This window comes from Billgrantia hypersalina, assembly GCF_052584175.1.
Window position 1 is genome coordinate 41,387 of record NZ_JBMIQI010000018.1, and the last position, 13,635, is coordinate 55,021.

The window sequence follows — 13,635 nt, forward strand, 5'->3', positions numbered from 1 at the left end:
TGGTACGGAGATCAGGCAGGGTCATAGGACAGGACAGGGGACAGCCAGCGCTCCATCTCCCCCAGCGCCATGCCCTTGCGCGTGGCCAACGCCTCGACTTGGTCGTGAGTGATCTTGCCGGTAGAAAAGTACTTCGACTGTGGATGGGAGAAGTACCATCCCGATACCGCTGCGGCGGGCCACATGGCGAAATTCTCGGTCAGTTCGATGCCCGCGTTGGCGGTGGCGTCGAGCAGGCGGAACAGCCTACGCTTTTCGGTGTGATCGGGGCAGGCGGGGTAGCCCGGAGCCGGCCGGATGCCCTGATACTTCTCGGCAATCAACGCGTTGTTGTCCAGTGTCTCGTCGGGCACGTAACCCCAGAATTCCTTGCGCACCCGTTCATGCATGCGCTCGGCGAATGCCTCCGCCAGACGGTCGGTCAATGCCTGGACCATGATCGCGCTATAGTCGTCCCCGGCGGCCTTGTAGCGCTCGGCCAGCGCCTCGACGCCATGCCCGGTGGTCACGGCAAAACCACCGATCCAGTCGGGCTTGCCACTCTCCCTGGGTGCCACGAAGTCGGCCAGGCTGTAGCAAACGCCGTCGCGGTTCTTGGTGGTCTGCTGCCTTATGTGATGCAGCCGCTCGATCACTTCGCTTCGCGATTCGTCGGCGTACACCTCGATGACATCGTCATCGACGCTGTTGGCTGGCCATAGACCGATCACGCCACGCGCCTGGACGTGCTTCTCGTCGATCAACTTGCGCAGCATCTGCTGGGCATCGTCGAACAGGTTGCGAGCCGCCTCGCCGACAACCGCGTCGTCGAGAATCTTGGGATACTTGCCCGCCAACTCCCAGCTCATGAAGAAAGGCGTCCAATCGATGCGCTCGAGCAGCTCCTCGATATCGTAGCCTTCGAACACCTTGAGCCCGGTCATGGCGGGCCTGGGGGGGGTATAGCTGTCCCAATCGATAGGCAGCTTGCGCTGGCGGGCCTCGGCATAGCTCAGGTCGGCCGCCTTGGGGCGACGCCTGGCATTGCGGTCTCGCACCTGCTCGTACTCGGCCTTGATCTCCGCCACGTAGGTAGGCTTGAGCGTCGGCGAGAGCAACTTGCCGGCGACACCCACCGCACGCGAGGCGTCGGTGACGTAGATCACCGGCTCGTCGTACTGCGGCTCGACCTTGACTGCCGTGTGGGCCTTGGAGGTGGTGGCTCCACCGATCAACAGCGGTAGCTTGAAGCCTTGGCGCTTCATCTCCTTGGCCACGTGAACCATCTCGTCCAACGAGGGTGTGATGAGTCCCGAGAGACCGATGATGTCGGCGTTCTCGGCGCGCGCCGTCTGCAGGATCTTCTCGGCCGGCACCATCACGCCGAGATCGACCACGTCGTAGTTGTTGCACTGCAGGACCACGCCGACGATGTTCTTGCCGATGTCATGCACGTCACCCTTGACCGTGGCCATCACGATCTTGCCCTTGGCCTGCTGGTCTTCCGCCGCGAGCTCGTTCTTCTCGGCCTCGATGAAGGGGATGAGATAGGCCACCGCCTGCTTCATGACACGCGCCGACTTGACCACCTGGGGAAGGAACATCTTGCCGGCGCCGAACAGGTCACCGACCACGTTCATGCCATCCATCAGTGGCCCCTCGATAACCTCGATGGGCCGGTTGGCACGCTGCCGGGCGAGTTCGGTATCCTCCTCGATGAAGGCGGTGATGCCCTTGACCAGGGCGTGCTCGATGCGCTTCTCCACCGGCCAGCTGCGCCACTCGAGGTCCTCCTTCTTGGCCGCACCGCTACCATCGCCCTTGTACTTCTCGGCCAGATCGACCAGGCGCTCGGTGGCATCGCGGCGACGGTTCTGCACCACGTCCTCGACTGCCTCGCGCAGTTCTGCCGGCAAATCGTCATACACCGCCAGCTGGCCGGCGTTGACGATACCCATGGTCAGGCCCGCGCGGATCGCGTGGTAGAGGAATACCGAGTGGATCGCCTCGCGCACGGGATTGTTGCCGCGAAAGGAGAACGACACATTGGAGACGCCGCCTGAAACCATGGCGTGGGGGAGGTGCTCGCGGATCCAGCGGGTGGCCTCGATGAAGTCGACAGCGTAGTTGTCGTGCTCCTCGATACCGGTGGCGATGGCGAAGATGTTGGGATCGAAGATGATGTCTTCCGGCGGGAAGCCGATATCATCGACCAGCAAGCGGTAGGCGCGCTGGCAGATTTCCGTCTTGCGGGCGAAGGTGTCGGCCTGGCCGGCTTCGTCGAAGGCCATCACCACCACGGCGGCGCCGTAGCGACGACACAAAGTGGCCTGCTCGCGGAATGCCGCCTCGCCCTCCTTGAGCGAGATCGAATTGACCACCGCCTTGCCCTGCACGCACTTGAGCCCCGCCTCGATGATCTCCCACTTGGAGGAGTCGATCATGATAGGCACTCGGGCGATGTCGGGCTCGCCGGCGACCAGGTTGAGGAAACGCACCATGGCCTCCTGCGACTCGAGCATGCCCTCGTCCATATTGATGTCGATGACCTGGGCGCCGTTTTCCACCTGCTCGAGGGCCACCTCGAGCGCTGTGGTGTAATCCTCCTCGACGATGAGTCGCTTGAACCGAGCCGAGCCGGTCACGTTGGTACGCTCGCCGACGTTGACGAACAGCGAATCCTTCTCGATGTTGAACGGCTCCAGGCCGGCGAGGCGACAGGCGCGCGGCCGTTCGGGCACCTGGCGAGGCGCCAGGCCCTGGATGGCGGCATGAATGGCGGCGATATGCTCGGGTGTCGAGCCGCAGCAGCCGCCGATGATGTTCACCAGGCCGCTCTCGGCGAACTCGGCAACGATGGCCGCCATCTCTTCGGGGGTCTGGTCGTACTCGCCGAACTCGTTGGGCAGACCGGCGTTGGGGTGCGCTGAGACGAAGGTGTCGGCCTTGGTCGATAGTTCTTCCAGGTAGGGGCGCAGCTCCTCGGCACCCAGCGCACAGTTGAGGCCGATGGAGAGCGGCCGGGCATGGCGCACCGAGTTCCAGAACGCCTCGGTGGTCTGGCCGGAGAGGGTGCGGCCGGAGGCGTCGGTAATGGTGCCGGAGATCATCACCGGCAGACGTTCGCCGCGCTCTTCGAACAGCGTCTCGAGGGCGAAGATGGCCGCCTTGGCGTTAAGCGTGTCGAAGATGGTCTCGATCAGGATCAGGTCGGCACCACCTTCGATCAGCGCTTCGGCGGCCTCGCGGTAGTTGTCGCGCAGTTCATCGAAGGTAACGTTACGCTTGGCGGGATCATTGACGTCGGGCGAGAGCGAGGCCGTGCGCGAGGTCGGCCCCAGCACGCCGGCGACATAGCGTGGCACACCGGTTTCGGCCGCCACGGCGTCGCAGACCTCACGAGCCAGACGCGCCGACTCGCGGTTGAGCTCGGGTACGAGCGCCTCCATACCGTAGTCGGCCTGGGAGAGGCGGGTGCTGTTGAAGGTATTGGTCTCGACGATGTCCGCACCGGCCTCGAGGTAGTCGCGATGGATGCGCGTCACCAGTTCTGGGCAGGTCAGCGCCAGCAGGTCGTTATTGCCCTTGAGCTCGGTGGGCCAGTCGCGGAAGCGCTCGCCGCGAAAGTCGGCCTCGTCGAGCCGAGCATTCTGCAACATGGTGCCCATGCCGCCATCCAGCATGAGGATGCGCTCGCCGAGCCGTTCGGTGAGGGTGGCGGTCAGTGCAGTGGGTAGGGCGGCCATGGGTCGGGTCGGTCTCCAGCGAAAGTCACGTCAGGGAATCGAGTTCGTCCTGCCGATTCTTGTTCGGCGACTGGCAGGGACGGTTTTGTCAGCCGGACATGGTAACAAAACCAGCCGCTTGAGGGCAGGGCTGGTTAAAAACCGAGCAAAATAGTCGGGATTGTCTCAAAGCGGGCTTTTGCTTACCATAAGGGTATGTCATTTATGGCCGGACCGACGAGGCCCCCGGCCCGACCAGCGAGAACATCATGAGCGAGATCATCCGGATTACCGACAGCGCCCAGGACTACCTCGCCGAGCTGCTCGAAAAGCAGAACGTCGAGGGTATTGCAGTGCGAATCTTCATTACCCAGCCGGGCACACCCTATGCCGAGACCTGCCTGGCCTACTGCCGGCCCGGCGAGGAAGAGCCCAGCGACCAGCGCCTGGAGCTCGACAAGATCACCGTGTTGGTGGACAAGAACAGCGTCCCCTTTCTCGAGGAAGCCGTGGTCGATTTCAATGCCGACCGTATGGGGGGGCAGCTGACCATCAAGGCGCCCAATGCCAAGATGCCCAAGGTCAACGCCGACAGCCCGCTGGAAGATCGCGTGAACTACATCCTCTACAGCGAGATCAATCCGGGCCTCGCCGCCCATGGCGGCGAAATCAAGCTGGTCGAGCTGACCGAGGACCAGGTGGCGATACTTGCCTTCGGTGGCGGCTGCCAGGGCTGTGCCGCGGTCGACCTGACGCTCAAGGAGGGCGTGGAAAAGACCTTGATGGATCGCATTCCAGAGCTTGCCGGGATTCGCGACGTGACCGACCACACGGATACCACCAACGCCTACTACCGCTGACGGCCCGCTGCCACGCGAAAGTTCGTCGTGGCGCGCGTGATCAGCGAACGCTCTCGGAAGGCTCCTCGGCGGAGCCTTCCTTCTTTTCCATTCCCCCCTCGGAATGGCGCGACGCCGCGTCACTCTCTCCCGGCTGCCAGATTCGCCGCATCAGTTCGGCATCCAGCGTGCGCAGCCGAGCCGCCTGCTCGTCAAGGTGACGCTTCTGGTCATCGATGCGCGCCTGTAGCAGCGACTGCTCATGGTGCAGGGTGTCGATGCGCTCCTCGGCGCGACTTTTCGCCCACTGGGTCTCGCGATGCTGCTTCTCCTCACGGGACAGGGCTGCCTGGCTCTCGTGAAGCTGCCGCTGCAGGCTCTCCTGGCGCTTCTCGAGCTGAGCGACGATGGCATCGTGCCGTTTCTCGGACGACACTCTCTCTTGGCGCGCTTCGTCGAGCAGGCTCATCAGGCGTGCCTCGGCGGCCTCGTGGCGCTGTTCCTCCTGATTCAGGCGCGCCAGCTGCTGGGCATCGCGGTCGGCCAGCGCCTGCAGGTGGGCCTGGGCCTGCTGCTCGTTCTCCTTTTGCAGTTTGTCGAGTTGCTGCAAGGTGCGGCCCAAGCGCTCTTCCAGTTGTCGCGCGCGTTCCTGCCACTGGTCGCGTTCGCTCTCGACCTTCGCCAACGCGGCACTGCGCTGCTCGAGCCGCTGCTCCGTCCCCGCCAAGTGAGCCGCCAGGGCGGCTTCACGCTGCTCGGCGTTTTCCACTTTGCGCTGCGCCTCCTGCATGGCAGCTTGCGCCTCGGCGACACGACGATCGGCCTGTTCACGATAGTTCGCCAACGCTTCGCCGGCAGCCTCCTGGGCCTTGTGCCATAGGCTTTCCGCCAAACGCTGGACGGGTTCGGGCATGGCCTGAGAAGCGGGCAGGTCACGGGCGCCGCGGCTGGTGTCTTGGCGCAGGCGCCATTCTCGCAGATGGTCGCTGATCGTCGTGAAGCTACCAGTTCCCAGCACTTCACGAATCTTCTGAACGCTGGGTGCTTCGCCTTTGGTCAGCAGGCTCTCGATGACTTCCCGAACGTCCTCATATTGCACACCGCTGCGTGCCATGACGGTCTCCTTGGTGGTGTGGCGATTGCTCCTTGCATCACGCGGCGGGCGTCACTGCTCTTGCTTGCCGTGCGCCCACTGAGGCTCCTAAGCATAGTCGCTTTCCGTTAGGAGAGAAAGGAAATTACATTTTATGTATTACGTAATTTATGTAACGATAGAATAAGAGAATTCAAGATTACCCGTCTTATCTTGAATTCATGAAAATTACGCAGGAAACTGGAGCCTACAGGCCAGTTGCCACGGACTGAAAGATGAAGACGCCGAGCGAGAAGAATGCTGCCGTTTCTCTCAACCCGACTGGGGTGGACACTAGCCGTCTCGCGTTACCCGGCTCAGCTAGGACGTTGGCGGAGAGTGCTTCCGAAAGAGCCCGCATTACCGCCCGCAGCGATGCCGAAGCCGTAGCTCAATGGCTCGGCGAGTTCCGTGACAGCCCACGCACCTTGCGGACCTACCGGCGCGAGGCCGAACGGCTGCTGCTGTGGCTGGAGCACCGAGGACTCGGGCTCTCGGCGTTGCGCCGACAGGACCTGGAAGCCTACGAGGCGTTTCTCGTCTCGCCCACGCCACGCCATTTATGGGTGGGCCCACCGCGGCCGCGCCACGCGCCGGATTGGCGACCTTTTCGCGGGCCGCTGTCGCCGGCCAGTCGGCGACAGAGCCTGGTTATCCTGCAGGGGATGTTCGCTTGGCTGGTGGAGGCGAGGTGGGTCGACCACAATCCCTTTCGCCTGATGCGTGACAAGCGCCGTCGGCTTGACAATCGCCAGGCCGGTATCGATCGCTACCTGGAGCGACCGCTCTGGGAGTGGTTCTGGCAGTGGCTGACGCGCCCCCTTGAAGCGAACGCCGGCGCCAGAGAGCGCTATCTCTGGCAGCGGCGGCGCATGATCTTCGGTTTCGCCTACCTCCTTGCCCCCCGAATCGGCGAGATGGCAGCTGCCGAGATGAGCGACTTTTTTCTGCGCGAAGGGCGTTGGTGGTGGCGCGTAGTGGGCAAGGGCGACAAGGCGGCGCGCATCCCGGTGCCCGACGACATGCTGGCTTTGCTGCGCGATTGGCGCGATGTGCTGGGCCTGGCACCCGAACCGTCATCGGGTGAGTCGGGGCCCGTCCTGCGGGGGCTGGATGGCCGCCGCGGCCTGGGCGACAACCAGCTCTACCGGCTGATCCGCCAAGCTTTCGGCGAAGCAGCCACGGCACTGGAGGCCGAAGCCGGCGACAGCGCTGAAGCCCAGGTAGCTCGGCTGCGCACCGCCACGCCGCACTGGCTGCGCCATACCGCACTCACTCACCAGGCTCAAGCCGGCGTCGAACTGCGCTATCTCGCCAGCACAGCGCGCCATGCGCGGCTCGACACCACGGCACGGTACCTGCACGCCGAGGACGAGGAGTGGCATCGTCAGCAATCCGCCCATGGCTTGCCCAGCCGGGTGCACGAGCCGGTATAATGAAGGATTCAGACAGGGGAGAGGACATGACGACCGAAGCCACGGCCGAACAGGCCCAGCAAGCGCTGCGGGAAGAGTTCGAGATGTTCGATAACTGGATGGATCGCTACCAGTACATTATCGACATGGGCAAGCAGCTGCCGGCATTCCCCGAGGAGTGGAAGACGCCCGACCACAAGATCCAAGGCTGCCAGTCCAACGTATGGATTCACCATCGCCGCGAAGGCGAGGTGCTGCACTTCGACGCGATGTCGGATGCCGCCATCGTTTCCGGCCTGATCGCGGTGCTGATGCGCATCTACAACGATCGTCCCGCCCGCGAGATTCGCGATACGAGCCCTCACTTCCTCGAGGACCTGGGGCTCGACAAGCACTTGTCCCCTACGCGCAGCAACGGATTGCACGCCATGCTGGGCAAGATCTACGAGGTTGCCGAGATAGAGGCGCCTTCCGCCTGATGCCGCTGCGCCCGGGGTGCACCGCCATGGCGCCTGCGTTCCCGCTCCAGGATACGCTCGGCATCCAGGTCGGCTATGGCGACGTTGCGCCCCGCAGGAATCTCGCCGGCAAGTTGTAGCGCCTGGTAGCGAGCGCAGCAGACGCGCAGGAAAGAGGCGAAGTTGGCGGGGTCGTGGCCGGCCTCGGCGCACTCCCGCGACAGCTTCGCCACCAGCTGGCTGAGGGTGAGGCTGTCGCGACGACCTATCTCCTCCAGTACCATCCAGAAGAAGCGTTCCAGGCGTATGCTTGTCGACACGCCCTCGAGGCGCATGGATCGGGTCTGAGGCGCCCAGAGGTCAGGTTCGGCTCCGATGAAAAGCCTGCACATGCTTTTTTCCTCCCTCGCTGACCCGGCCGACACCTTCATCATGGCGCCAGGCGCGAGCCAGGGCAAGGAGTCTTACCGAGCCAACCGCTAGAGCTCGATTCGCGTCTCCAGCACGACCAGGAACTGGGCGATCCAGGCCGGATGTGCGGGCCAGGCCGGGGCGGTGACCAGCTTGCCGTCGGTTACCGCGTCGTCCACCGCAATGTCGGCGTAGCGCCCTCCGGCGAGTTCCACCTCAGGGCGACAGGCTGGGTAGGCCGAGCAAGTGCGGCCCTCCAGCACCCGGGCTGCGGCCAGCAGCTGGGCGCCATGACAGATCGCCGCTACCGGCTTGTCGGCGTCAAAGAAGTGGCGCACCAGCTCGACGACCTTCTCATTCAGGCGCAAGTACTCGGGGGCACGCCCGCCGGCAACAACCAGCCCGTCGTAATCGGCGGGGTCGACAGCGGCGAAGTCGGCATTAAGGGTGAAACGATGTCCGGGTTTTTCGCTGTAGGTCTGGTCACCTTCGAAATCATGAATGGCGGTGGCAATGCTATCGCCGGCCCGCTTGTCGGGGCACACGGCGTCGACGCGATGGCCCACGGCCTGAAGCGCCTGGAAGGGCACCATGGTTTCGTAGTCTTCGGCGTAATCGCCACATAGCAGGAGCAGTCGCTTGGCGGACATGGCGTATCTCCTCGTCGTTGATGGTTCGGTTGTGCCGCCAGCCAGTCTGGCACGACCGATCGCAAGGAGGGTGGTAGCGGGCTACTACAGTGAGCGGGAAGGGAGTCGAGCAGGGCGGTTATCGGCGCCGGCGTCAGCGGCAGCGATAATGCTCGTCAAGCTCGGGGTCATCGCGGCACAGCCGCTCGCTGGGGCCGCCCGGCACGGGGTCGATGCCGTTGTCTCCCCCGGGGTGGCAGCGCGCGATGCGCCTGGCGGCGAGCCAGCCGCCGCGCATCGGGCCGTGGACCTGTATGGCCTCGGCGGTGTAGTGCGAACAGCTGGGCCAGAAGCGACAGCGGGGCCCCAGCAGGGGGCTGAGCACGAGCTGATATAGCCGGACCAGCCCGATCAACACCAGGCCAGCCGCTAGACCCAGGCCCCGACCCAGCCGCAGAAGCCAAGCCGCCAGACAGGGCATGACTCAGCCTCCCTCCGGGGGCTTGCGATAAAGCGTCTCGGGGTCGATCAACGGTTCGCTCGAGACACGCGCTTCGCCGTCCTCCAGGGCAACATAAAAGCAGCTACGCCGCCCGGTGTGGCACGCGGGTCCGGTCTGCTCGACTCGAAGCAGCAGGGTATCGCCGTCACAGTCGAGGCTGGCCCCGCGCAGGTGCTGTTGCTGCCCCGACGATTCCCCCTTGCGCCACAGCTTGCCTCGCGAGCGCGACCAGTAGCAGACGCGCCCGGTAGCGAGGGTCTCCTCCAACGCTTCGCGATTCATCCAGGCCAGCATCAGCACTTCGCCGCTGTCATGCTGCTGAGCGATGGCGGGAATCAGGCCATCGCCATTGAAACGCACGGCAGCGAGGATCTGCTGTAGCGGTAGCCGTTCATCGAGCTCGGCGCGTTCAAGTTGCTTGAAAAGGTCAGTCATGGTGAATCCGTGGATCGGTTCAGGCGTGGGCAGCCGCGTCCAGACAGGCATCGCAGCTGCCCAACAGCTCAATGGTCTGTCGCTCGACACGAAACCCCAGGCCGCGTGCCTGAGCGCTGAGCTGTGCATTGACGTCATCCAGATGAAGTTCCTCGACACGACCGCAGTGACGGCAGATCAGCAGCTGGAAACCATGCGCATGTTCAGGGCAGGGACAGGCAACATAGGCGTTGAGCGATTCGATGCGATGCACCAGTCCCTGCTCGATCAGGAAATCCAGCGCTCGGTAGACGGTGGGTGGGCGAGCCGCAGCATGTTCGACGGCAAGCCGGTCGAGCAATTCGTAGGCCTTGAGCCCTCCGCTGGCCCCCGCGATCATCTCGAGTACACGGCGTCGTATTGGCGTGAATCGCACCCCACGAAGCTGGCATTGTCTTTCGGCCTGCGAGAGCAGGGCAGTAGCGTCGGTCATGGCTGACCCGATATGTCTGGAATGGCGCCCATTCTACGTGTTGGTGCAGGGCTAGGCCAGCTCGGGCTCCGCGGCCACCGTCCGCAACTCGCCCCGGCGGGCAAAATGGTGCTGGGCGAAGGCAACCCGCTCCTTGACGCCGAGGCCTTCGGGTTGCTTCTCCACCAGGTCCAGGCGCCGCCGCAGGCCCTCGCCGTTGGCCATCTGAATGGCCAGGCCAGGTCGGGCATTGAGTTCGAGCAGCATGGGCCCCCGGTTGCGGTCGATCACCATGTCGGTGCCCAGGTAACCGAGCCCCGTCATTTCGTAACAGCCTGCGGCCAGCTCGAGCAAGCCGCCCCAGTCGGGGATCTGCAGGCTGGCCAGTTCATGCCCGGTATCGGGATGGTCGCGACGGGAACGATCGAACTGGACGCCACGTACCGCCGTACCCGTGGCGATATCGAGCCCCACGCCCACGGCCCCTTGGTGCAGGTTGGCCTTGCCGTCGGAAGCGGCGGTGGAGAGACGCATCATGGCCATGACCGGATAGCCGCGGAAGATGATCACGCGAATGTCCGGCACACCTTCGTAAGTGTACTCTGAGAGCTTCTCGTCGAAATTGATCAGCGCCTCGATCATCGCCACGTCGGGAGTGCCACCGAGGGAGTACAGCCCCGACAGGATGTTGGAGATGTGGCGGTGCAAGTCCTCGAGGCTCAGCTTGGCGCCGCTGGGCTTGACGAAGCCGTCCTCGTCGACCCGCTCGATCACCAGAATGCCCTTGCCACCGCTGCCCTTGGCCGGCTTGATGGCGAAGCCCCCGTGTCCCGCTATCATCGCGCCGACCTGCTTGACCTCGAACTGCGTGGTTACCGTGCCGATCAAGGCCGGCGAGGTGATGCCATGCTTCTCGGCCAGCAGCTTTGTCTTCAGCTTGTCGTCGACCAACGGGTAGAGACGACGCTTGTTGTAGCGCCCGATATAGCGAATGTTGCGCCGGTTCATGCCGATGATGCCGCGATTTCGGAGTTGGCTAGGCCATACCCACATGATGCTTAGTCCTCGGTGACCGGTTTGAAGCGCCGCAGCTCGAGCAGGCGATAACCGGTGTAGTTACCCAGCAGCATGATCAGCGCCATGATGATCAGCTGAACGCCCAGGAAATTGAAGGTGATATGACGAATCCAGGGATTGTTCATTGCCAGATACGCCAACACCGCCGTTATGAGGCTGCCGCCGCCCTGAATCACGACCTGCTTGGGGCCTTCTTCCTCCCACAGGATCGACATGCGCTCGATGGTCCAGGCCAGGATGATCATCGGGAAGAAGGTGATCGTCAGGCCGGCATTGAGCCCCACCCTATAGGAGAGCACGGAGAAGATCGAGATGATGGCGATGACCGTAATGATCACCGCCGACACTCGCGCCACCAACAGCAGGTTGAGATACGAGAGATAGTTGCGTATCACCAGCCCCATGGCCACGATCAGCAGGAAGCCGATCAGGCCGGTGGGCAGCGAGGTCTGGATGAACGCCAGCGCGATCAGGACGGGCATGAAGGTGCCGGAGGTCTTGAGACCGACGATGATGCGCAGGAAGACGACGACCAGCGCGCCGATAGGAATCAGCAGGATGGTCTGGAACAGGGCCTGCTCCTCCAGCGGCAGGCTGTGGATCGAGAAGTTGAGCAGGGTGTCGTCGGCCAGCTGGCTGCGCACCGCGGCCGCGGCCGGCTGGCTGCGTGACAGCATCGAGAAGGTCACGCGGGAGTTGGTGCCGCCTTGTACCTCAAGCAGTGCGCGCCCGCCGGTTTCCCAAAGCAGTAGGTTTTCCGGCTGCCCCTGGTCCGCGGTGCTCGGATTGAACAGGGCCCAGTTCTCCTCGTCCTCGAAGACCATGATCCAGGATGACACCGTCTGCCTCCGACGGCCGTCCTCGAGCACCAGGCCACTGACCTCGCGAGCGTGCACGCCGGCCTGGTTGAGCAAGCGGACGAGCAGGGGAGTGCGGTCGAACTGGGTCAGCAGCAGGCGCGCATTCTCGCTCTCGCGATCATCGCCAAAATCGCGTATCAGCTCCCGGGCAAAAGTATAGGGATCGGCGCTGCGCATCCAGGCCCGCTCGATGACCTGGGCGGCCGCGGTGTCGTAGGGCCGCTCCCAGCTGACCTCCAGCAGTTCGGGCCTCGCCAGCTGCTGCTGGCGCTTGTCATCGGTTTCCAGCAGGCGAACGGAGTAATAGAGCTGCTGACTCCCCGTGGCACTGCGGATCGACCACTGCGCACGCCGCCCGGTCTCGTCCTGGAGAAAAGACAACCCATAACCCGGCGAAGCGGTGTTCTCTGTCAGGATACGGTAGCCGCGCTGATGCGAAGGCAACGCCAGGTCGACGCGCACGGGATCGCCCACGGCCGTAAAGTCGACGATGGCTTCGACCTCCCACACCTGCCGCTGCTCACCAGGAGTCCACGGAACCTCCATCTGGTAATGCCGGTGAAGGCTGGTGCCGATGCCAAGTACCATCAGCAAGCCCACGATGAAATAGAAGGGCAGTCGCGACATGTATCATCCTTGCAGTCAGGGCGCTCAGGCTTGGTTTCAGCCTTCTTCTTCGTCCAGGTCGTTGATCTCGTCCTCTGGCGCCTCGGAAGCAGGGCGACCGCCAGGGAATTCGGGGCGGGGATGCAAGTAGTCTTCTGCCACGTCGATCACGGCGATATCCATGAGGAAACGGCGACCCAGCAGGACCGGGTAATTGAGATGGGAACGGTCGTTGAGCGTGAATTCGACCTGCTCGCGGATCGGCCCCAGCGTCATCAACATGCTGACGACCGGGCGCGATTCGCTACCCGCTGCCTGCAGAATCCGAACCCGCCGTTCCACGGGACGCTCAATCCACTCGCCGCGTACGTTCTCGACGACGACATCGTCTTCGTTCAGGCCCAGCTTGAAGCGCACCCAATCTTCGCCATCACGCTCGAAGCGGGTGATTTCGGTGGCGGACAGCGACGATGTGTTGGCGCCGGAATCGACCCTGGCGCGAAGGTAGGTGCCGACCTCCGGTAATCCGATCCATTCGGAGCGGCCGACCATCTCCTTGGCCGATAGCGTTTCGCTGAGTTGGGTATCGCAATCCCTGGGCACTTCGACCGGCTCGTCGCCGCGCTGCTTGAGCGCTTCGACGTCGCCACGCAGATGGCGCAAGGTGACGCCGGCATCGCGCAGTTCGGCAAGCAACTCGGCCTGGCGACGATCATGGGCATCCTGTTGGGCGTCGGCGCGTTCACAGCGCTGGACGATTCGCTCCTCGAGGTGGCCGATACGCTCCTCGAAGGCCGCGGAACTCAACAAGGGCTCGGGTTCGGTGTGTGAGCCGGGAGTGAGGGTGCATCCGCTGATCAATAAAGTGCTCGCCAACCAGATGGGTGCGGCTAGCGTTCTCGGTCGCATGGAATCTGACAGCCTCCGATCGGGCTGCGAACAGGGCGCAGCGGCAGTGGGCTTGGCGTGATGGCGCATGGAACCATTGCACCGGGACATGACGGGGGATGATAAGGATACCGAGGTAGGCTTGTCCAACACTGTGACGGATAGTCGATTTAACATAATATACATTATGCGAACCACAGTAATGCTTAAGCATGACTGGCCACATCG

13 protein-coding genes are annotated in these 13,635 nt (G+C 63.5%); 3 read left to right on the forward strand and 10 right to left on the reverse strand.

The features are described from left to right. Positions 1-11 precede the first annotated feature (11 nt). Positions 12-3,725: a methionine synthase gene (gene metH / locus ACOJCM_RS14880; RefSeq protein WP_445212852.1), complete on the reverse strand. Its 3,714-nt coding sequence runs from the start codon at positions 3,723-3,725 to the stop codon at positions 12-14. A 248-nt stretch (positions 3,726-3,973) separates the two neighbouring features. On the opposite strand from metH, the gene nfuA reads away from it, so the two are divergent. Continuing rightward, on the forward strand, positions 3,974-4,564 hold the full coding sequence (nfuA, locus tag ACOJCM_RS14885) for a Fe-S biogenesis protein NfuA (protein WP_445212853.1): 591 nt from the start codon (positions 3,974-3,976) through the stop codon (positions 4,562-4,564). Between the two features lie 40 nt (positions 4,565-4,604). On the opposite strand, the gene ACOJCM_RS14890 is transcribed toward nfuA, so the two are convergent. Further along, positions 4,605-5,657, reverse strand: coding sequence for a DNA-binding protein (locus ACOJCM_RS14890; RefSeq protein ID WP_445212854.1), 1,053 nt, complete (start codon positions 5,655-5,657; stop codon positions 4,605-4,607). A gap of 254 nt (positions 5,658-5,911) precedes the next feature. Between ACOJCM_RS14890 and ACOJCM_RS14895 the strand changes: the two genes are divergently transcribed. Then, positions 5,912-7,111 (forward strand): tyrosine-type recombinase/integrase, encoded by a 1,200-nt coding sequence (locus tag ACOJCM_RS14895; protein WP_445212855.1) that lies wholly within the window; start codon positions 5,912-5,914, stop codon positions 7,109-7,111. 26 nt (positions 7,112-7,137) lie between these two features. Continuing rightward, the gene (locus ACOJCM_RS14900; protein ID WP_445212856.1) at positions 7,138-7,569 is read left to right on the forward strand and encodes a SufE family protein; all 432 of its coding nucleotides are present in this window, start codon (positions 7,138-7,140) and stop codon (positions 7,567-7,569) included. Here the strand turns inward: ACOJCM_RS14900 and ACOJCM_RS14905 are convergent. The 8 genes from ACOJCM_RS14905 to ACOJCM_RS14940 all read right to left on the reverse strand — a co-directional run bounded on the left by ACOJCM_RS14905 (position 7,533) and on the right by ACOJCM_RS14940 (position 13,428). Continuing rightward, positions 7,533-7,940, reverse strand: a complete 408-nt coding sequence (locus ACOJCM_RS14905; RefSeq protein WP_445212857.1) for a ribbon-helix-helix domain-containing protein — start codon at positions 7,938-7,940, stop codon at positions 7,533-7,535. The two genes, ACOJCM_RS14900 and ACOJCM_RS14905, sit on opposite strands and share 37 nt — an antisense overlap. 87 nt (positions 7,941-8,027) lie before the next feature. Further along, positions 8,028-8,609 (reverse strand): DJ-1/PfpI family protein, encoded by a 582-nt coding sequence (locus ACOJCM_RS14910; protein WP_445212858.1) that lies wholly within the window; start codon positions 8,607-8,609, stop codon positions 8,028-8,030. Positions 8,610-8,742: 133 nt separating this feature from the next. Beyond that, positions 8,743-9,069: a membrane protein insertion efficiency factor YidD gene (yidD, locus tag ACOJCM_RS14915; protein ID WP_445212859.1), complete on the reverse strand. Its 327-nt coding sequence runs from the start codon at positions 9,067-9,069 to the stop codon at positions 8,743-8,745. Positions 9,070-9,072: 3 nt separating this feature from the next. Beyond that, positions 9,073-9,525 (reverse strand): phosphoribosyl-AMP cyclohydrolase, encoded by a 453-nt coding sequence (hisI, locus tag ACOJCM_RS14920; protein ID WP_445212860.1) that lies wholly within the window; start codon positions 9,523-9,525, stop codon positions 9,073-9,075. 19 nt (positions 9,526-9,544) lie between these two features. After that, a complete protein-coding gene (locus ACOJCM_RS14925; RefSeq protein WP_445212861.1) occupies positions 9,545-9,997 on the reverse strand; it encodes a transcriptional repressor in 453 nt (150 codons plus the stop codon). 51 nt (positions 9,998-10,048) lie between these two features. After that, positions 10,049-11,029, reverse strand: a complete 981-nt coding sequence (locus ACOJCM_RS14930; RefSeq protein ID WP_445212862.1) for an alpha-L-glutamate ligase-like protein — start codon at positions 11,027-11,029, stop codon at positions 10,049-10,051. 5 nt (positions 11,030-11,034) lie between these two features. After that, positions 11,035-12,540: an inactive transglutaminase family protein gene (locus tag ACOJCM_RS14935; protein WP_445212863.1), complete on the reverse strand. Its 1,506-nt coding sequence runs from the start codon at positions 12,538-12,540 to the stop codon at positions 11,035-11,037. A 36-nt stretch (positions 12,541-12,576) separates the two neighbouring features. Next, positions 12,577-13,428, reverse strand: coding sequence for an ATP-dependent zinc protease family protein (locus ACOJCM_RS14940; protein WP_445212864.1), 852 nt, complete (start codon positions 13,426-13,428; stop codon positions 12,577-12,579). Positions 13,429-13,635: the final 207 nt, after the last annotated feature.